Origin of the sequence: Streptomyces sp. NBC_00104, assembly GCF_045160825.1 — a bacterium.
Taxonomy (GTDB): Bacteria; Actinomycetota; Actinomycetes; order Streptomycetales; family Streptomycetaceae; genus Streptomyces.
This window is the reverse complement of sequence record NZ_CP108215.1, coordinates 2401684-2423688: the sequence shown is the minus strand read 5'-3', so window position 1 is coordinate 2423688 and position 22005 is coordinate 2401684. Positions and strand designations below refer to the sequence as shown.

At 71.1% G+C, this 22005-nt stretch carries 19 protein-coding genes; 12 read left to right on the top strand and 7 right to left on the bottom strand.

The window, feature by feature from the left end; translation table 11 throughout:
- Positions 1 to 21: 21 nt before the first annotated feature.
- From OG272_RS10475 to OG272_RS10465, 3 genes are all read right to left on the bottom strand, one after another.
- Positions 22 to 1674, bottom strand: a complete 1653-nt coding sequence (locus OG272_RS10475) for a PucR family transcriptional regulator (RefSeq protein WP_405893134.1) — start codon at positions 1672 to 1674, stop codon at positions 22 to 24.
- A gap of 21 nt (positions 1675 to 1695) precedes the next feature.
- Complete coding sequence (locus OG272_RS10470; RefSeq protein ID WP_405893133.1) at positions 1696 to 3078, bottom strand: FAD-binding oxidoreductase; 1383 nt, start codon at positions 3076 to 3078, stop codon at positions 1696 to 1698.
- A 223-nt stretch (positions 3079 to 3301) separates the two neighbouring features.
- On the bottom strand, positions 3302 to 5104 hold the full coding sequence (locus OG272_RS10465; RefSeq protein ID WP_326585887.1) for a glycoside hydrolase family 15 protein: 1803 nt from the start codon (positions 5102 to 5104) through the stop codon (positions 3302 to 3304).
- Between the two features lie 576 nt (positions 5105 to 5680).
- Between OG272_RS10465 and OG272_RS10460 the strand changes: the two genes are divergently transcribed.
- The 12 genes from OG272_RS10460 (at position 5681) to OG272_RS10405 (ending at position 19368) form a co-directional block, all read left to right on the top strand.
- Positions 5681 to 7339 (top strand): CTP synthase, encoded by a 1659-nt coding sequence (locus OG272_RS10460; RefSeq protein WP_326585888.1) that lies wholly within the window; start codon positions 5681 to 5683, stop codon positions 7337 to 7339.
- 97 nt (positions 7340 to 7436) lie between these two features.
- Entirely contained in the window at positions 7437 to 8063 is a 627-nt protein-coding gene (locus tag OG272_RS10455) for an NUDIX hydrolase (protein WP_327730389.1), read from the top strand.
- Between the two features lie 171 nt (positions 8064 to 8234).
- A complete protein-coding gene (locus tag OG272_RS10450) occupies positions 8235 to 10325 on the top strand; it encodes a tetratricopeptide repeat protein (protein WP_326583809.1) in 2091 nt (696 codons plus the stop codon).
- A gap of 165 nt (positions 10326 to 10490) precedes the next feature.
- Positions 10491 to 11615 carry an alanine dehydrogenase gene (ald, locus tag OG272_RS10445; RefSeq protein ID WP_326583810.1) on the top strand — a complete coding sequence of 375 codons (1125 nt, stop codon included), beginning with the start codon at positions 10491 to 10493 and terminating at the stop codon, positions 11613 to 11615.
- A 446-nt stretch (positions 11616 to 12061) separates the two neighbouring features.
- Positions 12062 to 13189: a ParA family protein gene (locus OG272_RS10440; protein ID WP_326583811.1), complete on the top strand. Its 1128-nt coding sequence runs from the start codon at positions 12062 to 12064 to the stop codon at positions 13187 to 13189.
- Positions 13174 to 13749, top strand: coding sequence for a hypothetical protein (locus OG272_RS10435; protein ID WP_326583812.1), 576 nt, complete (start codon positions 13174 to 13176; stop codon positions 13747 to 13749). Before OG272_RS10440 ends, OG272_RS10435 begins: the two co-directional genes overlap by 16 nt.
- A gap of 18 nt (positions 13750 to 13767) precedes the next feature.
- Positions 13768 to 14904 carry a segregation/condensation protein A gene (locus OG272_RS10430; RefSeq protein ID WP_326583813.1) on the top strand — a complete coding sequence of 379 codons (1137 nt, stop codon included), beginning with the start codon at positions 13768 to 13770 and terminating at the stop codon, positions 14902 to 14904.
- Positions 14901 to 15557, top strand: coding sequence for an SMC-Scp complex subunit ScpB (gene scpB / locus OG272_RS10425; RefSeq protein ID WP_326583814.1), 657 nt, complete (start codon positions 14901 to 14903; stop codon positions 15555 to 15557). Before OG272_RS10430 ends, scpB begins: the two co-directional genes overlap by 4 nt.
- A complete protein-coding gene (locus OG272_RS10420) occupies positions 15557 to 16678 on the top strand; it encodes a pseudouridine synthase (RefSeq protein WP_326583815.1) in 1122 nt (373 codons plus the stop codon). The genes scpB and OG272_RS10420 overlap by 1 nt, the downstream gene beginning before the upstream one ends.
- Positions 16679 to 16855: 177 nt before the next feature.
- Positions 16856 to 17581, top strand: a complete 726-nt coding sequence (locus tag OG272_RS10415) for an NUDIX domain-containing protein (RefSeq protein WP_326583816.1) — start codon at positions 16856 to 16858, stop codon at positions 17579 to 17581.
- Complete coding sequence (locus tag OG272_RS10410) at positions 17581 to 18603, top strand: ADP-ribosylglycohydrolase family protein (RefSeq protein ID WP_327730394.1); 1023 nt, start codon at positions 17581 to 17583, stop codon at positions 18601 to 18603. The genes OG272_RS10415 and OG272_RS10410 overlap by 1 nt, the downstream gene beginning before the upstream one ends.
- 3 nt (positions 18604 to 18606) lie before the next feature.
- Complete coding sequence (locus OG272_RS10405) at positions 18607 to 19368, top strand: DNA polymerase beta superfamily protein (protein ID WP_405893132.1); 762 nt, start codon at positions 18607 to 18609, stop codon at positions 19366 to 19368.
- Here the strand turns inward: OG272_RS10405 and OG272_RS10400 are convergent.
- The 4 genes from OG272_RS10400 to OG272_RS10385 all read right to left on the bottom strand — a co-directional run bounded on the left by OG272_RS10400 (position 19285) and on the right by OG272_RS10385 (position 21958).
- Positions 19285 to 20118, bottom strand: coding sequence for a DNA polymerase beta superfamily protein (locus OG272_RS10400; protein WP_405893131.1), 834 nt, complete (start codon positions 20116 to 20118; stop codon positions 19285 to 19287). The two genes, OG272_RS10405 and OG272_RS10400, sit on opposite strands and share 84 nt — an antisense overlap.
- A 22-nt stretch (positions 20119 to 20140) precedes the next feature.
- Positions 20141 to 20587 (bottom strand): Rieske (2Fe-2S) protein, encoded by a 447-nt coding sequence (locus OG272_RS10395; protein WP_326583820.1) that lies wholly within the window; start codon positions 20585 to 20587, stop codon positions 20141 to 20143.
- Positions 20584 to 21174, bottom strand: coding sequence for a DUF6529 family protein (locus OG272_RS10390; RefSeq protein ID WP_326583821.1), 591 nt, complete (start codon positions 21172 to 21174; stop codon positions 20584 to 20586). The genes OG272_RS10395 and OG272_RS10390 overlap by 4 nt, the downstream gene beginning before the upstream one ends.
- Positions 21175 to 21301: 127 nt before the next feature.
- A complete protein-coding gene (locus OG272_RS10385) occupies positions 21302 to 21958 on the bottom strand; it encodes a hypothetical protein (RefSeq protein ID WP_328222669.1) in 657 nt (218 codons plus the stop codon).
- Positions 21959 to 22005 lie beyond the last annotated feature (47 nt).

The window sequence follows — 22005 nt, the reverse complement described above, 5'->3', positions numbered from 1 at the left end:
GGGTCCTGCGGCGGCCCGGCCTCAGACGACGTGTCTGCGGGCCCGGAGTGCCAGGCTCAGGGCCAGGACCGCCTGAGGGTCGTCCAGGTCGGTGCCGAGCAGTTCGCCGATGCGGGCGAGGCGGTTGTAGAGGGTCTGGCGATTGAGATGCAGTTCGCGGGCGGTCTCCGCCTTGCGGCCGGCGTGGGCCAGATAGGTCTCCAGCGTGGGCAGCAGCGGGGGCTTGGCGCGGTCGTCGTGGTCACGGAGGGGACCGATCGCGCGGTCCACGAAGGCGGCCAGATCGGGGTGGTCGCGCAGCCGCCACAGCAGCAGGTCGATGTCGAGACGCCGGGCGTCGTACCAGGGGCGGTCGGCCAGGCCCTGCGCGGCCGTCGCCGCCTCAGCGGCGTGTCTCAGGCCCGCCGAGGCGGCCGCCCACCCGCCGGGCGCGGCCACGACCACCACGGGCGGCCGCCCACCCGGCCGCCGCATCCCGGCACGCTCCGCACCCGCCCGCAGCGCCGCCGCGACCTTGTCGGCCGCCGCCGGGCGCTCCGACTCCGCGCGCAGGCCCAGCAGCAGCGGGACGCGGCCCTCGACGGGGCGTACGCCGAGCAGGACGGGCACGCCCACGGAGGCCAGCTCCTCGGCCACCGCGCGGGCGAGCACGGCCCAGCCTCCCCCCTCGGGGGACAGGCCTTCGGCGAGCCCCATCACCACGGGGAGCAGGGGGCCGCCGCCCGGCTTGAAGCCGAGGACGCGGGCCTGCGCGGGGGCGTCCTCGGCCCGGACGCGGCCCTCGGCGAGGTCGGTGAGGAAGTCGCCGCGTCCGCGTGCCGCCAGCTCCTCCTCCTGCCGGGCCTGCATCAGGACGACGGCGAGGACGCCCGCCGCGCGCTCGGCTGCCATCCGGTGCACGGGAGCCAAGGGGGCGACGACGGGGAGCAGGACCAGACGGGCCCGTACCGCACCGGTGCCCGGACCGCCGCCCGGTACGTCGACGATGGCCGTCCCGGCCGGCGGCTCGTCCTGGTGCCGGTCGCGCAGCCCCTCCCACACCTGGAGCGGATCGGTGGCGGCCGGGCCGCTCCCGGCGGCGTACAGGAGCTGTCCGTCGGCGGTCTCCAGGAAGACCGGGTTGCCGCTGAAGTCGGCCAGGATGCCGAGGACCTGGGGGACCCCGCCACCGCCGAGCAGGGCCTCGGTGCAGCGCCGGTGGACCTCCTCGGCCTGCTGGAGGAGCGCGTAGTGGCCGTTGACGATCTCGGTGTGGATCTCCTCGGTGACGGTCACGAAGGCCACCTCGCGGTGCAGTTGGACGAGGGGGAGACCGGCCGAGCGCGCCGTCTCGACGAGGGCTGACGGAAGCCGGGTGAAGCGCGGGCCCAGTTCGATCACGAGGGCCGAGATGCCACGCTCGGCGAGGGTCCGGACGAACGCGCGCTGGTCGGCGGGGCGGGTGCCGAGCCCGTACCCGGTGGTCAGCAGCAGTTCGCCGCCCTTGAGGAGCGAGGCGATGTTCGGGACCTCGCCCGCGTGCACCCAGCGCACGGTCCGGTGCAGCCGGTCGGCGCCGGCCAGGACCTCCGGCAGCCCGCCCCGCAGCCCCGGCAGCTCCAGCGCCCGCCGCACGGTGATGCCGCCCTGCGCCTCACGGCCGTCACCTGGTTCGCGGCTGTCACGGGTGTCCATGGAGCGGACGGTACCGGGTCGTCAGGCCGGCGGGATGTTGTGGTTGTAGCGGAAGACGTTGTCGGGGTCGTACCGGGTCTTCATCGCGGTCAGCCGCCGGTAGTTGTCGACACCGAGGCCGGCCACCACCCGGTCGGCGCCTTCGTCGCCGACGAAGTTCAGGTAGACCGCGCCGGTGCTCCACGGCCGTACGTCGGCGCGGACGTCGCGTACCCACCGGACGCACCGCTCGTCGTCCGCGGGGTCCTCCCAGACACCGAAGGGGTGCACGACCCAGGGGGAGTCCCGGTACGGCACCGGGTACTGGTCGGGGCCCTCGGTGATCGCGCCGCCCAGCGGGAAGAGCACGTGCTGGGTGCCGGTCGGCACGGGCATCGTCCAGGCACGGGTGCCCAGGACGTCCACCAACTCGTCCGGCAGACCGGTCAGGTACTCCGCCGACCAGTAGTTCCGCATGCCCGGCGGATCGTCGATCATGCACTGCACGTCCGCGTACGGCATCGCGCCGACCACCTCGGCCTCGTGCGGCATCGCCAACAGCGGCTGGGCGATCTTGCGCATGTCGTCCTCGGTGCCCGCGTACGTCAGGAGGACGGCGCACACGAGTCTGCCCACCAGATGCTCGGGGACGAACTCCTCGGGTGGGCCGGTGAGATAGAGGACACCGCCGCTAGCCTCCGGTGGGCCGGTCTCGATGACCTCGCGGTACACGCGGATCACGTCGGGGCCGTGTTCCGGAAGGTAGAGCAGCAGGGCGATGGCGAACGCGGGCAGCTCGTGCAGGCGGAGGGTGAGGGCGGTGGCGACACCGAAGTTCCCGCCGCCGCCGTGCAGCGCCCAGAACAGGTCCGGGTTCTCCTCGGCGCTCGCCCGGACCAGGTGGCCGTCGGCGGTCACCAGTTCGACGCCGAGCAGATTGTCGACGGCGAGGCCGAAGGTGCGGTCCAGCCAGCCGCTGCCGCCGCCGAGGACGAAGCCGCCCACGCCCGTGGTCGACGCCCGGCCGCCGGTGGTCGCGAGCCGGTGGGGCTCGGTGGCGCGGTCGAGATGGCTCATGGTGGCGCCGCCCTCGACCCGGACGCTCTTGGACCCGGGATGGACCGTGACGCCGTGCATCCGGCGCAGGTCGATGACGAGGCCGTTGTCGTTCAGTGCCATTCCGGCCACGCTGTGGCCGCCGCCGCGCACCGCGATCGGCAGGTCGAGGTCGCGGGCGAAGCGCACCGAACGGACGACATCGGTCTCGTCCGCGCACTGTGCGATCACGGCCGGGCGCCGGTCGATCATGGCGTTGAAGACCGTGCGGGCGCCGTCGTAGCCCGAATCCCCCGGTGCGAACACGTCACCGGTCAGATCCTCGCGCAGTGCGGCGAGGGCCGCGTGCGCCTTCGAGAGGGGAGCCATGGCGAGCCGCCCCCTTTCGGCCAGGGGACAGGACTACTTCCAGGCTAGGCGGCGGCGGTGGATCGGTCCTGTTCGCGAGGAAGGGCGTCAGCACCCGCGCCCGGGGGCGCGAACACCCGCGCCCGGCGGGCGCGAGTATCCGTATCGGCAGGCGCAAGCGCTTGCCGCGCGCGCCTGCCCACGCCCCGATCCGCCGCCGTGCGCGGCGGATTCGGGGGCGCGCTCAGCCGCCGTACGCCCCCGAGGCGGTCAGCCGCAGGGCCGTGTCGATGAGGGGCACGTGACTGAACGCCTGCGGGAAGTTGCCGACCTGGCGCTTCAGCACCGGGTCCCACTCCTCGGCGAGGAGTCCCAGGTCGTTGCGGAGGGAGAGCAGCTTCTCGAAGAGCTTGCGGGCCTCGTCCACCCGGCCGATCATCGCCAGGTCGTCGGCCATCCAGAACGAGCAGGCGAGGAACGCGCCCTCGTCGCCCGGCAGGCCGTCCACGCCCTCGTCCTCGCCGGAGGTCGGGTAGCGCAGGATGAAGCCGTCCGGGGTCGACAGCTCGCGCTGGATCGCCTCGATGGTGCCGATGACCCGCTTGTCGTCCGGCGGCAGGAAGCCCATCTGCGGGATCAGCAGCAGCGAGGCGTCCAGCTCCTTCGAGCCGTACGACTGTGTGAAGGTGTTGCGCTCCTTGTCGTAACCCTTCTCACACACGTCCCGGTGGATGTCGTCGCGCAGCTCGCGCCACTTCTCCAGCGGGCCGTCCGCGTCGCCGGACTCGATGAGCTTGATCGTGCGGTCCACGGCGACCCAGGCCATGACCTTGGAGTGCACGAAGTGGCGGCGCGGACCGCGCACCTCCCAGATGCCCTCGTCCGGCTCGTCCCAGTGGTCCTCCAGGTAGCGGATCAGCTTCAGCTGGAGGAGGGAGGCGTAGTCGTTGCGGGCCAGGCCCGTCATGTGGGCCAGGTGCAGGGCCTCGGTGACCTCGCCGTAGACGTCCAGCTGGAGCTGGTGCGCGGCGCCGTTGCCGACCCGGACCGGGCCCGAGTTCTCGTACCCGGGCAGCCACTCCAGTTCGGCCTCGCCCAGCTCCCGCTCACCGGCGATGCCGTACATGATCTGCAGGTTCTCCGGGTCGCCGGCGACGGCCCTGAGCAGCCACTCGCGCCAGGCGCGGGCCTCGTCGCGGTAGCCGGTGCGCAGCAGCGAGGAGAGGGTGATGGCCGCGTCGCGCAGCCAGGTGTAGCGGTAGTCCCAGTTGCGGACGCCGCCGATGTGCTCGGGGAGCGACGTGGTCGGCGCGGCCACGATGCCGCCGGTCGGGGCGTAGGTCAGGGCCTTGAGGGTGATCAGCGAGCGGATCACGGCCTCGCGGTACGGGCCGTGGTACGTGCACTGCTCCACCCAGTCGTGCCAGAACTCCTCGGTGGCCTGCAGCGACGGCTCGGGCTCCGGCAGCGGCGGGGGCTGCTTGTGCGAGGGCTCCCAGGAGATCGTGAACGCGATCCGGTCGCCCGGCGTCACCGTGAAGTCGGCGTACGTGGTCAGCGCCTTGCCGTACGTCTCGCACTCGGTGTCGAACCACACCGAGTCCGGCCCGGCGACGGCCACCGTGCGCCCCTCGTGCTTGTGCACCCAGGGCACCACACGGCCGTACGAGAACCGCATGCGCAGCGCCGAGCGCATCGGCACCCGGCCGCTGACGCCCTCCACGATCCGGATCAGCTGAGGGGCGCCGTCACGGGGCGGCATGAAGTCCGTCACACGGACCGTGCCGCGTGAGGTGTCCCACTCGGATTCCAGGATCAGCGAGTCGCCGCGGTACCGGCGGCGGGATGCCGTCGGCGGCTCGGCGTCCGCCGCGTGCGCGGGGCCCAGTCTCCAGAACCCGTGTTCCTCGGTGCCGAGCAGTCCCGCGAAGACGGCGTGGGAGTCGAAGCGGGGCAGGCACAGCCAATCGACCGTGCCGTCCCGGCAGACCAGCGCTGCGGTCTGCATGTCTCCGATGAGTGCGTAGTCTTCGATGCGCCCGGCCACGTGCAACTCCAGTCGAACGGCCACGTCGTCGCCCCCCGAGGGGCGGTCGCTGTGCGGTGTGCGGTCAAGGGACCCAAGGGAACGACAAAGGAACCATGTTTCCAGAGTGATCCAAGGGACGGTGTCATGCGATGTCGCTCAACGATCCTCAACGCAAATGAGGCGATCGTTGCTCAACGGACTGACAAGCTCTTGTGATTGCCGGAGACGGGCGGGGGTGGTGCCGTCGCGCCGGCCGCGCTCGGCAGCGAGTGTCCGAAGAGGATACGACGCACCGGAGGGCTCCGCGTGCCGCTCCAGGCAACGCGAGTGGGCCGAACGGGTGAGCCAAGGGTGAAGGCCGACCGAGATTCGCCGACTGTCGTACGAGCTCCGTGTCGGCCCGTGCGCGGAGCGTGGCCGGAAGCGATCGTGTCCTGTCGCTGATACCCTGGTAGCCCGTGGACCGGTGGGCGCCCCACGTCGAAAATTCGTAAGAGGGACCCCCGAACCGCAGCGAAGGCACCCCCGACGGATGAGATCGGGCGGCGGCCGACCCGCACACCGAACCGCGACCACGGGAGCCCCCTCTTGGCCATGCCGCCCGCTGCTTTTCGAAACACGACGACCAAGCACATCTTCGTCACCGGGGGTGTCGCCTCCTCGCTCGGCAAGGGTCTGACCGCCTCCAGCCTCGGCATGCTGCTCAAGGCCCGTGGCCTGCGCGTCGTGATGCAGAAGCTCGACCCCTACCTGAACGTCGACCCCGGCACGATGAACCCCTTCCAGCACGGTGAGGTGTTCGTCACCAACGACGGCGCCGAGACCGACCTGGACATCGGCCACTACGAGCGCTTCCTCGACCGCGACCTGGACGGCTCGGCCAACGTCACCACCGGCCAGGTCTACAACACGGTCATCGCCAAGGAGCGGCGCGGCGAGTACCTGGGCGACACCGTGCAGGTCATCCCGCACATCACCAACGAGATCAAGCACCGCATCCGGCGCATGGCCTCCGACGAGGTCGACGTCGTCATCACGGAGGTCGGCGGCACGGTCGGCGACATCGAGTCGCTGCCGTTCCTGGAGACCGTCCGCCAGGTCCGTCACGAGGTCGGCCGCGACAACGTCTTCGTCGTCCACATCTCGCTCCTGCCGTACATCGGGCCGTCGGGAGAGCTGAAGACGAAGCCGACCCAGCACTCGGTTGCGGCTCTGCGTAACATCGGTATTCAGCCAGATGCGATCGTGCTGCGCTGTGACCGCGAGGTGCCCGCCGCGATCAAGCGCAAGATCTCCCTGATGTGCGACGTCGACGAGGCCGCCGTGGTCGCCTGTCCCGACGCCCGCTCGATCTACGACATCCCGAAGACCGTGCACGGCGAGGGCCTGGACGCCTATGTCGTCCGCAAGCTGGACCTGCCGTTCCGCGACGTGGACTGGACGACCTGGGACGACCTGCTCGACCGCGTCCACAACCCGCTCCACGAGATCAACCTGGCGCTCGTCGGCAAGTACATCGACCTGCCCGACGCCTATCTGTCGGTCACCGAGGCCCTGCGCGCGGGCGGCTTCGCCAACAAGGCCCGCGTGAAGATCAAGTGGGTCACCTCGGACGACTGCAGGACCCCGGCCGGCGCCGCGGCCCAGCTCGCCGACGTCGACGCCATCTGCATCCCCGGCGGCTTCGGCGACCGGGGCGTCTCCGGCAAGGTCGGCGCCATCCGGTACGCCCGCGAGAACAAGATCCCGCTGCTCGGCCTCTGCCTCGGCCTGCAGTGCATCGTGATCGAGGCCGCGCGGAACCTGGCCGACATCCCCGACGCCAACTCCACCGAGTTCGACTCCGCGACCGCCCACCCGGTCATCTCCACCATGGCCGAGCAGCTCGACATCGTCGCCGGTGAGGGCGACATGGGCGGCACGATGCGGCTGGGCATGTACCCGGCGAAGCTCGCCGAGGGTTCGATCGTGCGCGAGGTGTACGACGGCAAGGAGTACGTCGAGGAGCGCCACCGCCACCGCTACGAGGTGAACAACGCCTACCGCGGGGAACTGGAGAAGAAGGCCGGTCTGCAGTTCACGGGTACCTCGCCCGACGGCAAGCTCGTCGAGTACGTCGAGTACCCCCGTGAGGTCCACCCGTACCTGGTCGCGACCCAGGCGCACCCCGAGCTGCGCTCCCGGCCGACCCGGCCGCACCCGCTGTTCGCGGGGCTGGTGAAGGCCGCGGTGGAGCGCAAGACCGGTAAGTAAAACCGAGCGACACGAGAGCTGTACGGTGACCGGGGTGCGCGTCTTTCGGGATGTGTGCCCCGGTTTCTTTGTTGCACGTGTGGGAGGACGAGTCGACATGACGATCAAGGACACCGCCGAGGAGTGGGAGGTCCGGGCGAGTGAGACGCCGTTCGTCGGCAAGAAGACCTCCGTGCGCACGGACGACGTGGTGATGCCCGACGGGTCGGTCGTCCGCCGCGACTACCAGGTGCACCCCGGCTCGGTCGCCGTCCTCGCCGTGGACGACCAGGACCGGGTCCTGGTCATCCGGCAGTACCGCCACCCCGTCCGCGAGAAGCTGTGGGAGATCCCGGCGGGCCTGCTCGACGTGCCGGGGGAGAATCCGCTGCACGCCGCCCAGCGCGAGCTGTACGAGGAGGCGCACGTCAAGGCGGAGGACTGGCGGGTGCTGACCGACGTCTACACCACGCCCGGTGGCTGCGACGAGGCCGTGCGGATCTTCCTGGCCCAGAACCTCTCCGAGGCCGACGGGCAGCGGTTCGTGGTGGAGGACGAGGAGGCCGACATGGAGGTGGCCCGGGTGTCTCTGGACGAGCTGGTACGAGGGGTTCTCGCCGGGGAGCTGCACAACAACTGCCTGGTGGTGGGGGTGCTTTCGCTGGTGGCGGCGAGGAGCGGGGACGGCGTGGACGCGCTGCGTCCGGCCGGGGCACCGTGGCCTGCGCGGCCGTTCGAGTCCTGACGCCCTCCTCACGGCAGCCTCACACCACCAGTCCTACGATCGTTTGATCCGATCGAGCGACCTGCCCGCCGTGCTCCGCCCAGATCGTCGCAGAGCGTGAACTAGGCTCGGGAAACGCCCGAACCGGAGTCCCGGCGGGCTTGCTCGTGCGGTGGGACGGGAGTGTGGCCCGTGGCGGATCAGGCGGTGGACCTCGGGGGTGCCCGGGTGTCCGGAACAGGGCGGCCCCCGGCTGTCGAGGCCGCCCCCACGGACAGTCAGTTCCTCGGCCGGACAAGAGAGTTGAAGGAACTGCGGGCCGACATCGGCCGGGCCGGGCTCAACACCCTCGCGGGCCGCAAGGCGCCCCACGCGCGCGTGCTGCTCATCGCGGGCCGGCCCGGCTTCGGCCGTACCGCGCTCGCCGAGGAACTCGTCCGGCAGGTTACCGACGGTTACCCCGATGGTGTGCTGCGGACCCGGCTCACCGAGCCCGACGGCACCCGGGTGCCGGCCGAACGCGCGGCACGGGAACTGCTCGGGGAGCTGGGGCTGCCGGCGCCGGCGGGGGCCGACGAGGACGACCTCAGTGAGGCGTTGCGCGAGGCGCTGGCCGACCGCCGGGTGGTCCTCCTGCTGGACGACGCGGCCGATGCCGAGCAGGTCGACGCACTGTTGCCGGACACCCCCGACTCCCTCGTCGTGGCAGTTTCCGAGGGGCCGCTGACGGGCATCTCCGACGTCCGCCCGTGCACCCTGGGCGGACTGGACACCAAGTCCGCCGTGGAGCTGCTGGAACGCTTCAGCGGCTCGGTGCGCATCACCGTGGACCCGCGCTCGGCGGAAGGGCTCGCCGAGGTGTGCGGGGCCCAGCCCGCCGCGCTGCGGCTCGCCGGGGGCTGGCTGGCCGCCCGGCCCGCCGTCGCCGTCTCCGACCTGGCCAAACAGCTGCGTGCCGAGGACGACGACAGCCCGCCGCTCGCCCGGGTCTTCAAGCTGTCCCATGCCTCGCTGCCGACCGGCGCCGCCCGGATGCTGCGCCTCCTCGCGCTCGCCCCGGCGGGTCTGGTCGACCCGCACATCGCCTCCGGGCTCGCCGGCTGCTCGGTCGGCTCGGCCCGCACCACGCTGGACGACCTCGTGGCCCTGGGGTTCCTGCACGAGGTCGAGTCGCCGCTGCCGCAGTACGAGGTCCCCGGCTGCCTCCAGCCGCTGCTGTGGTCCCTCGCCGAGAGCCAGGAGCGGCCGGGTGAGCTGCAGCTGGCCCGGGCGCGGATGCTGGAGCGGTCGGTACGGCTGCTGCAGTCCTGCCGGGCCATCACCGAGACCGACAGCCCGACGGCCCGCGAGAAACTCCTGGCGATGCCCAAGGCGCTGCGGTTCCCGACCCCCCGGGCCGCCGAGGAGTGGCTGCGCGTGCGTCGGCCCGCGCTGCTGGCCGCGGTCCGGCACGCGGTCGCCGACGGGGAGCTGGACACCCTCGCCCGACGGCTGATGTCCCAGCTGGTCCGGGCCATGGTGGCGCACTTCGGCACCCAGGCCGCGGCCCCCGACCTGTACGACGTCCACGGACTCGTCCTCGATGTCGCCGAGCGCCGCGACCTGCCCCGCGAGCAGGCGGCGGCCCTGCTGAACCTCGGCGACCTGGACGCCCGGACCGGCCGTACGAAGGCGGCGCTGGCCCGCTACCGGGCCGCGCTCGACGCCGGACGGCGGGCGAACGACCCGTACGCGACCGGCCGCGCGATGGAATCCGTAGGCGGCGCCCACCAGGAGCTGGAGGACTACGAACGGGCCGCCGACTGGTACGGCAGGGCGCTCGCCCAGCGGCTCGCCCGGGACGAGCGCGAGGACGCCGTCCGGCTGTACGGCCGGATCGCCGCCGCGCACACCTACGCGGGCCGCTACGGCGAGGCGCTGCGCAACTGGAGCTCGGCGCTCACCGGCCATCGCCGTCTCGGCGATGTGGGCGGCCAGGCAAGGGCGTTGAGCGAGATGGCGCGGGTCCAGGAGTACGCGGGACGGCCCGAGGAGGCGCTGCGGACCTGTCAGGAAGCGGCCGAGTGGGCCCGGCGTGCCGACGACACCCGGCTGCAGGCCGCGATCCAGCTCCGGATCGCCGACACCCTGGAGCGGCTCGGCGACCCGGCGGCGGCGCGGCTGCACCGGGCGGCCGCCGAGCGGCTGCTGCGCGACGGGGCCCCGGACCCCGAAATCCATGAGATCGAGCCGGAACACGGGGCTAACGCCTGCGAAATCCGTAGTGCATCCGCGAAAGATTGATGCATTGAAAGGCTAGACAGCGGGGATGCCTTCATTAGACTGGCTGCGCCGCCGGTTCTCCTGCGGTGTCTCCCGGTGCGCTCCGATGCGTACGGGTATGCCCTGCATGGTGGGGGCATGTCCCGCCCGTGTGCGCGAGCCCCACAACCCTCCGAGCCAAGGACCGTGATCGACGTGAAGGTCGGCATCCCCCGCGAGGTCAAGAACAACGAGTTCCGGGTGGCCATCACCCCCGCCGGCGTGCACGAGCTGGTGCGCCACGGCCACCAGGTCGTCATCGAGCAGGGCGCCGGTGTCGGATCGTCGATCCCGGACCTGGAGTACATCGCCGCCGGCGCCGAGATCCTGGCCACGGCCGACGAGGTCTGGGCCGTCGCCGACCTGCTGCTCAAGGTCAAGGAGCCCATCGCCGAGGAGTACCACCGCCTCCGCAAGGACCAGACGCTCTTCACCTATCTCCATCTGGCCGCCTCCAAGGAGTGCACCGACGCCCTCGTCGAGTCGGGCACGACCGCGATCGCGTACGAGACCGTCGAGCTGCCCAACCGCGCGCTGCCGCTGCTCGCGCCGATGTCCGAGGTGGCGGGGCGGCTCGCTCCGCAGGTCGGCGCCTACCACCTGATGCGGGCCAACGGCGGTCGCGGTGTGCTTCCCGGCGGTGTGCCGGGGGTGCTGGCCGGCCGGGCCGTCGTCATCGGCGGTGGCGTGTCGGGCTGGAACGCCGCGCAGATCGCCATCGGCATGGGCTTCCACGTGACCCTGCTCGACAAGGACATCAACAAGCTCAAGGAAGCCGACAAAGTCTTCGGCACGAAGATCCAGACCGTCGTCTCCAACGCCTTCGAGCTGGAGAAGGCGTGTCTGGAGGCCGACCTCGTCATCGGCGCCGTCCTCATCCCGGGCGCCAAGGCCCCGAAGCTGGTCACCAACGAGCTCGTGTCGCGGATGAAGCCGGGAAGTGTCCTTGTCGACATCGCGATCGATCAGGGCGGCTGCTTCGAGGACTCCCGGCCCACCACCCACGCCGAGCCGACCTTCCCGGTCCACGAGTCGGTCTTCTACTGCGTCGCCAACATGCCCGGCGCGGTGCCCAACACCTCCACCTACGCGCTGACCAACGCGACGCTGCCGTACATCGTGGAACTCGCCGACCGCGGCTGGGTCGAGGCGTCGCGGCGCGACCCGGCGCTGGCCAGGGGGCTCAACACCCATGACGGCCGGGTCGTTTACCGTGAGGTCGCCGAGGCGCACGGCCTGGAGCACGTCGACCTGGCGTCGCTGCTCGGCTGACCAGCCGTCGGGAAAGCCGCCGACCGGCCGCCGGCCAGCTGCTGACCGGCTGCTTTAAGTCACCTTTCGGTAAAAGGCGATACGTCAACACAGGTCGTCAACAGCACCTTCCCGGCCGGATCTTGCCCGACAAGGTCCGGCCGGATGTGTGTATGGTCACTTTGCGACACACGCGCAACTCGCCTCGAACGTAACCGTTCGTATGTTTCGCGCACCGGTGAAACCTGCCGTGCGACGGCCCTACGCCCTTGACAGCCGCATGTTTCATTGCCGACACATCGGGCCGGGTCCGGCGGATTGTGTTGCTGCGGACCGCCGACACGCCATAGAGTCGCCAGCTGTCGGCATGGTGCCACGCTGACCTATCTAGAAGTTTCCTGGTCACCAAGGAGGTAAGACGACTTGTGAATGAGTCGACATTTACTCCCGGGGGTGGTCAACCAGGAATGCCTGCGCCGGTCTCGGGGCCCACGGGGTTCGCGGCTGTCGGCTCCGTCGCTGTCCGCACCTTCGCAGCCCACCAGAGTCCGCAGGCAACTCCGACAGCACTCCAGAGCATGGATGGCCTACACGTGAACGCCATGGCCGGCGACGGAAGTGGCGGGGTCCACAACCACTTCGCCGACTACGACGAGCTGCCCGACGGGCACTTCTACGACCCCGACGCCGAGTACGAGCCCGATCCGGAGTACGCGGCCACGCTCGCGCCCGACGCGGCCCGCCAGCGCCGTGAGCGCATCGGTCCCACCGGTCGCCCGCTGCCGTACTTCCCGATCCCGGGCCCGCTGACCGACCACGGCCCCGCGAAGATCATCGCGATGTGCAACCAGAAGGGCGGCGTCGGCAAGACGACGTCGACCATCAACCTGGGTGCCGCGCTCGCGGAGTACGGCCGCCGGGTCCTGCTCGTCGACTTCGACCCGCAGGGCGCCCTCTCGGTCGGCCTCGGCGTGAACCCGATGGAGCTCGACCTCACGGTCTACAACCTGCTCATGGAGCGGGGCATGTCGGCCGACGAGGTCCTGCTGAAGACCGCGGTCCCCAACATGGACCTGCTGCCGAGCAACATCGACCTGTCGGCGGCCGAGGTCCAGCTGGTCTCCGAGGTCGCGCGCGAGTCCACGCTGCAGCGGGCACTCAAGCCGCTGCTGGCCGACTACGACTACATCGTGATCGACTGTCAGCCCTCGCTGGGTCTGCTCACCGTGAACGCCCTGACGGCCGCCCACAAGGTCATAGTGCCGCTGGAGTGCGAGTTCTTCGCCCTGCGCGGTGTCGCGCTGCTGACGGAGACCATCGAGAAGGTCCAGGAGCGGCTCAACCCCGACCTGGAGCTCGACGGCATCCTCGCCACGATGTACGACTCGCGAACCGTGCACAGCCGTGAGGTCCTCGCGCGGGTCGTCGAGGCCTTCGACGAGCACGTCTACCACACGGTCATCGGGCGCACGGTCCGCTTCCCGGAGACCACGGTCGCCGGTGAGCCGATCACCACGTACGCCTCCAACTCCGTCGGCGCAGCCGCCTACCGCCAGCTCGCCAGGGAGGTGCTCGCCCGGTGTCACGCCGAGTGAGTCTGCCGGGGGCCGACGAACTCTTCCGTACGACAGGGGGAATGGCGCTGCAGCCGTCCACTCCCCGGCGGGGGCCGAACGGAGAAGCCCGTGTGCCCGCTCCCGCGGGGGACAGCGACGGGGCCGTGGGCGCGGAGGACGCGCCGACGTCCGTGCCCGTGCAGGGCGGTGACGGCGAGGGGTCCGAGCATGTGGCCGCGGACGCCGAGTCCGACGGCGAACAGCCGCGCAGTCGCTCCGCCGCGGCAGGCGCCGAGCGGGCCGCCGCCGCCGGGCGTCAGCCCAAGCCGCAGGAAGGTTCTGCCGCCGCACCGCGCAAGCGGGGGCGGGGTTCCGGGCGTCGGCCCAGTGGGCGGGAGCGGCACGACGAGAAGATCACCGTGTACGTCTCCGCCGAGGAACTCATGGACCTCGAACACGCGCGGCTGGTACTGCGTGGGGAGCACGGGCTGGCCGTCGACCGTGGGCGGATCGTGCGGGAGGCTGTCGCCGTGGTGCTGGCGGATCTGGAGTCCCGAGGGGACGCGAGCATCCTCGTACGACGGCTTCGTGGGCGGTAGAGGTAGCCTGCGGGGGTTATGACCTCGTATGACTCCTCTGCGGCGGCCTCCGGCGGTTCGGGCGGTCGTCGGCGTGCGCTGGGGAGAGGGCCGTCGGCTCCGCCGGTCGAGCCGGTCGAGTCGGTCGAGGGTGAGTCTCCGGCTGAGGAGCGTGCTTCGGTCGATGCCGGTGGGGCGTTGCGCCCACCGGTTCCGCCCTGCGGAACGCCTGCCCATGACGCCCGCGGGGGCGACGAGGAGCCGTCCGCTGTCGTTCCGGCCGAAGCCGAAGCCGAAGCCGAAGCCGAAGCCGAAGGTGTGCCGGACGGCTCGGGGCAGGCCGAAGCCGAAGACGCCGACGGCGGGGTTTTCAAAGTCCGGCTCTCCAACTTCGAGGGGCCCTTCGATCTGCTGCTCCAGCTGATCTCGAAGCACAAGCTGGACGTCACCGAGGTCGCGCTGTCCAAGGTGACCGACGAGTTCATGGCGCACATCCGGGCGATGGGGCCGGACTGGGACCTCGACGAGACGACCGAGTTTCTCGTCGTGGCCGCGACGCTGCTGGATCTGAAGGCCGCGCGGCTGCTGCCCTCCGCCGAGGTCGAGGACGAGGGCGACCTCGCCCTCCTCGAAGCTCGGGATCTGCTGTTCGCCCGGCTGCTCCAGTACCGCGCGTACAAACAGATCGCGGAGATCTTCAACCGGCGGCTGGACGAGGAGGCGCGGCGGTATCCGCGGACCGTCGGGCTGGAGCCGCAGCATGCCGCGCTGTTGCCCGAGGTGGTCATCAGCATCGGGGCGGAAGGGTTCGCCAAGCTCGCGGTGAAGGCGATGCAGCCGAAGCCGAAGCCCCAGGTCTACGTCGATCACATTCACGCGCCCCTCGTCAGCGTGCAGGAGCAGGCCCAGATCGTCGTCGCGCGGCTGCGGGAGCTCGGGGAGGCGTCCTTCCGGGTGCTCGTCGAGGACACCGACGACACGCTGACCGTCGTGGCCCGGTTCCTCGCGCTGCTGGAGCTCTATCGCGAGAAGGCCGTGACCCTCGACCAGGAGACCGCGCTCGGTGATCTGACCGTGCGCTGGACCGGTGGGGACGGGGACACGGAGCCCGTGGTCACCGACGAGTTCGACCGGCCGCCCGAGCCGCCGGAGCGGCCCAAGGAGGAGAAGGCGTGAGCGAGGAGAGAACCGAGACGCCCACGGGGCCGCGTACCGTCGCCGACCTCGACCTCAAGCCCGCGCTGGAGGCCGTCCTCATGGTCGTGGACGAGCCCGCGACGGTGGAGCACCTGAGCAAGATCCTGGAGCGGCCGAAGCGGCAGATCGCCAAGGCGCTCAGGGACCTGGCCGACGAGTACGCCGCGCAGGGGCGCGGCTTCGAGCTGCGGCTGATCGCCGGCGGGTGGCGGTACTACACCCGGCCCGAGTACGCCGCCGCCGTCGAGCGGTTCGTGCTCGACGGGCAGCAGGCCCGGCTCACCCAGGCCGCGCTGGAGACGCTGGCCGTGGTCGCGTACCGGCAGCCGGTGAGCCGGAGCAGGGTCTCGGCCGTACGAGGAGTCAACTGCGACGGGGTCATGCGCACCCTCCTCCAGCGCGGTCTGGTAGAGGAGGCGGGCGCGGAACCCGAAACAGGTGCGATCCTGTACAGGACGACGAACTACTTTCTGGAGCGGATGGGCCTGCGCGGCCTGGACGAGCTCCCGGAGCTCGCGCCCTTCCTCCCGGAGGCGGAGGCGATCGAGGCCGAGACGCTGGAAGGGGTCCCGTCGTTCGATCCGGATGCACCGGATGCAGATGCAGACGACACGACGACGACGGAACTTTGATGCGAAGCAGTGGCAGCGGCAGTGGCAGGAACAACGGGCGCGGCAACCCCCGGGGAAGCGGTGGGGGCGGCAACCCCCGCGGGACCGGTGGAAGCGGCTCCCAGCCGAAGGGCGGGGGAGGGCGCGACGACAGGCCGAAGCGCGAGGGCAAGCCCCGTCCCGAGGAGCGCCGCTACGACGTGGGCCCCGGCGCCACCCACGAAGGACCGAAGTCCGGGCGTGGCAGCGCGGCCCGCGGCGGTGCCAAGGGCGGCCCCAAGCAGTCCCCGAACAGCGGTCGCGGCCGGTGGGCCCCGGCGACCTCGCGTGAGTACGACGCGCGGGCCGAGGAGCGCAACCGGGAGCGGTACGCGGGCAAGAAGGACGTCAAGCCGCCCAAGACCTTCCCGGGCGCCGAGCAGGAGGGCGAGCGGCTGCAGAAGATCCTCGCGCGCGCGGGCTACGGTTCCCGGCGGGCCTGCGAGGAGCTGATCGAGCAGGCGCGCGTCGAGGTCAACGGCGAGATCGTCCTGGAGCAGGGCAAGCGCGTCGACCCGGAGAAGGACGAGGTCAAGGTCGACGGGCTGACGGTCGCGACGCAGTCGTACCAGTTCTTCTCGTTGAACAAGCCGGCCGGTGTCGTGTCCACGATGGAGGACAACGAGGGCCGTCAGTGCCTCGGCGACTACGTGACCAACCGCGAGACGCGGCTCTTCCACGTCGGACGGCTCGACACGGAGACCGAGGGCGTCATCCTGCTCACCAACCACGGTGAGCTCGCGCACCGGCTGACCCACCCCAAGTACGGCGTGAAGAAGGTCTACCTCGCGCACATCGTGGGCCCGATCCCGCGCGACCTGGGCAAGCGCCTCAAGGACGGCATCCAGCTGGAGGACGGGTACGCGCGCGCGGACCACTTCCGGGTCGTCGAGCAGACCGGCAAGAACTACCTCGTCGAGGTGACCCTGCACGAGGGGCGCAAGCACATCGTGCGCCGGATGCTGGCGGAGGCCGGCTTCCCGGTCGACAAGCTGGTGCGCGTCGCCTTCGGGCCGATCACCCTCGGCGACCAGAAGTCGGGCTGGCTGCGCCGCCTGTCGAACACCGAGGTCGGCATGCTGATGCAGGAGGTCGACCTCTAGGGTCTCCGTCGCGTTCGAGCAGGGGCCGGTTCCGGGTTTGCCTTCGGGGCCGGCCCTTTGCCGTTCCCGGCGGCGTTCTTGGCCTTCCTTTCCCCGTAAAAGGGTTGTGCCCCGGCGCTCGCGCGTTTATGGTCGTTATGACTATTAGTCATGGTGACCATAAAGGGGGCGACGGGCATGGCCTCACCCGAGGGCTACGACAAGTACGCCTACGAACCCTTCGCCGTCACCGTCGACCTGGCCGTCTTCACCGTCCGCGCGGGCACCCTGCAGGTGCTGCTCGTCGAGCGCGGGCATGAGCCGTACGCGGGGCGCTGGGCGCTGCCCGGCGGATTCGTGCTGCCGGACGAGTCCGCGGAGGAGGCCGCCTGGCGCGAACTCGCGGAGGAGACCGGTGTCACGGACGTGCCCGGCCTCCACCTGGAACAGCTGCGGACCTACAGCGAGCCGGGGAGGGATCCGCGGATGCGGGTCGTCACCGTCGCGTTCGCCGCGCTGTTCCCGGACCTGCCCGTCCCGCACGGCGGCGGTGACGCGGCCCAGGCCCAGTGGCTGCGGTTCAACGCCATCGGGCCGCTCGCCTTCGACCACGACCGCATCCTCGCCGACGCCCACGACCGCGTCGGCGCCAAGCTCGAGTACACCTGTCTCGCCACCTCCTTCTGTCCGCCCGAGTTCACGCTCGGCGAGTTGCAGCAGGTCTACGAGACCGTGTGGGGCACTCCGCTCGACCGGCCCAACTTCCGGCGCAAGGTGCTGGCCACGCCGGGCTTCGTCGAACAGGTGCCCGGCGCCGCCCGCCTGACCGGCGGTCGCGGCAAGCCCGCAGCGCTGTACCGCGCGGGTGGGGCCACCGCCCTGCACCCGCCGCTGTTGCGACCCACCACGGAAGGACGGCCCTGATGACCATGACGCTGCGTACGAAGCGCTCCGCCACCGGCTCCCTGATCGGACTCGCCCTCGGAGACGCCCTCGGCTTCCCGACGGAGTTCAACGACGTGCCCGCGATCCTCGCCAAGTGCGGCCCCTGGCGGAAGATGGAGCTGCCGAGGCCCGCGATCGTCACCGACGACACACAGATGACGCTGGCTCTGGCGCACGGGCTGCGGGCGGCCATGGACCGCGGGTCGCTGGGCGCCGAGGCGCTGGAGCGGGCCGTCCGCAAGGAGTTCGTGGACTGGTCCCGTTCCCCGGAGAACAACCGCGCCCCCGGCCGCACCTGCCTCGTCGCCTGTGACCTTCTCGCGGTCGAGCGCAACCCCTGGCAGTTCGCCAGCCAGATCGGCTCCAAGGGCTGCGGCGCCAACATGCGGGTCGCGCCCCTCGGCCTGATCGGCCCGCTCAGCGACGAACAGCGCGCGGGCGCCGCCCAGTTGCAGGCCGCCCTCACCCACGGCCACCCCACCGCCCTGGCCGCCTCCGACCTCACCGCCCACGCGATAAGGCTGCTCGCCCAGGGCACCGAACCGATGGGCCTGGTCGGCCTGCTGCGCTCCTACGCGTTCGAGAACCGCGCCCGCTACCACGCGCGCTGGCTCGGCGACCTGTGGACCTACAGCCATGACCCCTCACCCGAGCAGTACATCGCCCGGGGCTGGGACGAATGCCTGGAGGCCCTGGACCGTGTCCGGGACGCCCTGCGGCTCCCGTCGCCCGAGACGGACCCCTGCCTGGCCACGGGTGAGGGCTGGATCGCCGAGGAGGCCCTCGCCACCGGGCTGTTGTGCTTCCTGCTCTTCGTCGACGAGCCCGTCACCGCGCTGCGCCGCGCCGCCTGCACCTCGGGCGACTCGGACTCCATAGCCTGCCTCACCGGTGCCTTCGCGGGCGCCTACCACGGGCCGGACGCCTGGCCCGCGGAGTGGGCCGACCGGATCGAGTACCAGGGCGACCTCGTCTCGCTGGGAGCCCTCTGGGACGCTTGAGGGATGACCGACCCCCTCGACATCGACCTGGCCCCGGTGGTCGCCGAACAGCCCGACAAGCTGCTGTTCGCGACCGTCTCCGGAGCGCATCTGTACGGCTTCCCCTCGCGTGACTCGGACGTCGACCTGCGTGGTGTGCATCTGCTGCCCACGGCGGAACTGGTCGGGCTGCGCGAGCCGGAGGAGACCCGGTCGAAGATGTGGGACCGGGACGGTGTCGAGATGGACCTCGTCACGCACGACCTGCGCAAGTTCGCCCGGCTCATGCTCCGCCGCAACGGCTATGTGCTGGAGCAGCTGCTCTCCCCGCTCGTCGTGCACACGAGCGAGGCGCACCGCGAACTGATCGCGCTCGCCCCCGGGGTCCTCACCCGCCATCACGCCCACCACTACCGGGGATTCGCCATCACCCAGTGGCGGCTCTTCGAGAAGACCGGTGAACTCAAGCCGCTGCTCTACACGTTCCGGGTGCTGCTCACCGGCATCCACCTGATGCGTAGCGGCGCGGTGCAGGCCCATCTGCCCACCCTGCTCCCGGAGATCGACGAGGCTCCCGCGTATCTGCCGGACCTCGTCGCGGCGAAGGCGGAGCGGGAGCACGGCAAGGCCGAGGTCGACCAGGAACGTGTGGCGGAGGACGTGGAGCGGCTGCAGGGGGTGCTGGACCAGGAGCAGGCCCTGTCAATGCTGCCGGAGAACCCGTCCGCGTACGATGCCCTGCACGACTTCGTCGTCCGGGTCCGTCTGGACGGCCTGAAGGCCTGAGGCGGCTTGATGGGCTGAGACGGTTTGAAGGTCTGAGGCGGTTTGAAGGGCTGAGACGGTCTGAAGGGCCGACGCGCGCCGGGTCCGGACGACGAAGTCCTCGACGCGGGCCCGGTCCGGCTCCGGCGGCAGCGGGCTGCGGTGCGCCGCCTCCTCGGCCTCCGTGGCCAGCCGGGCCATCCAGGACTCGACCTGGGTCCACGGTACTTCGCCGCGCTTCACCGCCAGCAGGGGCTCGCGCTGGTCGCCCACGTCGACGATCAGCGTGCCCGTGCGCAGCAGGTCCCGGCAGCTCATCAGGAGGCGGAGCAGATGCATGGCGTGCTTCCAGCGGGGGGCGCCGTGCGTGCGGACGTCCGCGTCGAGCTTCTTGCGCTGGCCGAGGGCGTACCGGGCGAACGTCTCGTGGGCCTGCCGGGACAGGAACGCCCCGCGCAGGGCGAGCAGTTCACGGCCGGTGGCGTCGACGTGCTCCACCAAGGGGGAGTGCAGGCACTCCAGGATGTTGGGGTTGGCGCGCAGGGCCAGATGGCAGAAGCGCTCCAGTTCCCAGCCGAACTGCTCCTCCGCCGGCCCCTCCACGTGCGTGGGCGGCTTCTCGAAGCGCCAGAACAGCTCGGTGGGGGCCAGGAAGACACCCCGCCGGTCCGTGTCGCTGTCGTCCGTCGCGAGACCGAAGGCCCGCGACCCCATCACACAGGCGTAGATCGTGTGGTCGCGGACCAGAGTGTGCGGGTGCGGGGGCTGCATGCCCGGGAGCGTACGGGGTGGCTCAGGCCAGCTGAATCGAATTTCCCGCGACCGTGATCTCCTCGGCGGGCAGCGGCTTGGTGGCAGGGCCCCGTGCCACCGCACCGTCCGCGATCTTGAACTGGCTGCCGTGGCAGGCGCAGTTGATCGTCTCGTCCGAGACGCTGCTGACGATGCAGCCCCGGTGTGTGCAGACCGCGGAGAAGGCCTTGAAGGCGCCTTCCTCGGGCTGGGTCACGACGACCTTCTGATCCTTGAAGATCTTGCCGCCGCCCACCGGGATGTCGGCCGTCCTCGCCAGTTCCTCGCCGACGCCCGTGCCGCCGTCCGTGCCGGCGTCCTCGGGCGAGGACTCCTGCGCGGTGTCGCCGCCGTTGTCGTCGCCGGATTCACCGCACCCCATGAGCAGCGCCGCCGTGCCCGCCGCGCCGGTGGCCAGGACCGTGCGCCGCGTGGAACCCATCGTCATGTCGTCACTCCGAACGTGCGGAAGAACCAGAAGGCGGAGGTCAGCCAGACGACCGTGAGAGCGGAGAACACGAGACCGCCGACGATCGGCAGGAGCCAGCCGGGGAGTCGCTCCGAGCGGAGCAGCAGCATCTTTGCACTGAAAACGCCAAAGAAGAAGCAACCCAGGAGGGAGTGCCACAAAACGCGCGATTCGTAGGTCTGGAAGCCGAGGGCGTACAGACAGTGCACGGCCACCGGCACCGCGCTCAGGAAGGCCGCCCGCCCCGACCAGCGGTGCAGCGCCCCCGCCCAACTCGGGCCCGGCAGCTTCCCGTACAGCATCAGCGCCGACGTCAGCTGCACGAGCGCGAAGCCGAACGACACCGTCGCCAGCCACGACTTCACCGCGCCCGTACTGCTGAAGCCCGCGAGGTTGAACACGGTGCCCGCAGGGTCGTGCACCTTGCCGTAGGCGCCGAGGCCGACGGCCACCGCGCAGGCCACGAGGGCCGGGATCAGATAGCGGGAGGCGCCGCCGGGGGCGCGGGCGGGGGTGGGGCGCGGGGACGGGAAGTCCTGGGTGGCGGCGTTCGGGTCGACGGTCATGAACTGCTCCCTGCCGTGAGCGGTTTCCGAGGAGAGTCATGGACTTGCGGACTTTGCGGACCTTGCGGGCGCGGACCTTGCGGGCTCTGGGGCTCTGGGGCTCTGGGGCTTTGCGGACGCGGGACGGTCACGGGGTGACGGGGCGGGCCGTGAGCCTCTCGCCGTCCACCGTCACCGCTCCGGTCCCGGGGTCGATCTCCGGGGCCGTCGAGGGCTTGCCGTCGCGTGTGAGGATGCCGACCTGGCGGCCGCCCGGGAGCACGATCCAGCCGCCGTCGACCTCGGCCCCGCGTACGTTGGCCGTTGCGCGGTACAGCCCCGAGGGCTTGACCGTACGGTCCGCGGTGAAGCCGTACTCCTGACCGCCGACGTCGACCGTGCCGCTGACGCTCCCGCCCTTCAGCGTGCCGTTCAGCTCGGCGCCGTCCTTGCTCGTCAGCTTCATGCCGCCGTCGTCCGCGACGTCGCCCTTGAGCCACGACTCCTTGTCACGTCCGTCGCAGAAGTAGGCGACCGCCTTGCCGTCGCGCAGCGTCACGGCGATCGCGGCGGAGTCGTCGTCGGTACGGCCCGCGTAGTCGGCGTCCGGCGGCGGGGTGGGTGTCGGGCTCGGCGACTTCGAGGTCTTCGTCGGCGACGGGCTCGGTGGCGCCGAGGAGGGCGGTGGGTCGTTCGTGGTGGAGGACGAGGTGGCACGAGTCCCGGTCGTCGCGTTGAGCGACAGCAGGACCAGGGCCAGCACCAGCCCGCCGAGAAGGGTGAGAAGTGGTCCGGAGCGCTTCATACGAGCCTCCCCCGAGGCGTGGCGCGGACGGCCTCCCCATGCGAGCG

What these genes read in the sequence shown, in the direction of transcription:
- OG272_RS10475 (WP_405893134.1), bottom strand. Translation starts at nt 1,674, where the DNA reads ATGGACACCCGTGACAGCCGCGAACCAGGTGACGGCCGTGAGGCGCAG.
- OG272_RS10470 (WP_405893133.1), bottom strand. Translation starts at nt 3,078, where the DNA reads ATGGCTCCCCTCTCGAAGGCGCACGCGGCCCTCGCCGCACTGCGCGAG.
- OG272_RS10460 (WP_326585888.1), top strand. Translation starts at nt 5,681, where the DNA reads ATGCCGCCCGCTGCTTTTCGAAACACGACGACCAAGCACATCTTCGTC.
- OG272_RS10455 (WP_327730389.1), top strand. Translation starts at nt 7,437, where the DNA reads ATGACGATCAAGGACACCGCCGAGGAGTGGGAGGTCCGGGCGAGTGAG.
- OG272_RS10440 (WP_326583811.1), top strand. Translation starts at nt 12,062, where the DNA reads ATGCCTGCGCCGGTCTCGGGGCCCACGGGGTTCGCGGCTGTCGGCTCC.
- OG272_RS10430 (WP_326583813.1), top strand. Translation starts at nt 13,768, where the DNA reads ATGACCTCGTATGACTCCTCTGCGGCGGCCTCCGGCGGTTCGGGCGGT.
- OG272_RS10420 (WP_326583815.1), top strand. Translation starts at nt 15,557, where the DNA reads ATGCGAAGCAGTGGCAGCGGCAGTGGCAGGAACAACGGGCGCGGCAAC.
- OG272_RS10415 (WP_326583816.1), top strand. Translation starts at nt 16,856, where the DNA reads ATGGCCTCACCCGAGGGCTACGACAAGTACGCCTACGAACCCTTCGCC.
- OG272_RS10410 (WP_327730394.1), top strand. Translation starts at nt 17,581, where the DNA reads ATGACCATGACGCTGCGTACGAAGCGCTCCGCCACCGGCTCCCTGATC.
- OG272_RS10405 (WP_405893132.1), top strand. Translation starts at nt 18,607, where the DNA reads ATGACCGACCCCCTCGACATCGACCTGGCCCCGGTGGTCGCCGAACAG.
- OG272_RS10400 (WP_405893131.1), bottom strand. Translation starts at nt 20,118, where the DNA reads ATGCAGCCCCCGCACCCGCACACTCTGGTCCGCGACCACACGATCTAC.
- OG272_RS10395 (WP_326583820.1), bottom strand. Translation starts at nt 20,587, where the DNA reads ATGACGATGGGTTCCACGCGGCGCACGGTCCTGGCCACCGGCGCGGCG.
- OG272_RS10390 (WP_326583821.1), bottom strand. Translation starts at nt 21,174, where the DNA reads ATGACCGTCGACCCGAACGCCGCCACCCAGGACTTCCCGTCCCCGCGC.
- OG272_RS10385 (WP_328222669.1), bottom strand. Translation starts at nt 21,958, where the DNA reads ATGAAGCGCTCCGGACCACTTCTCACCCTTCTCGGCGGGCTGGTGCTG.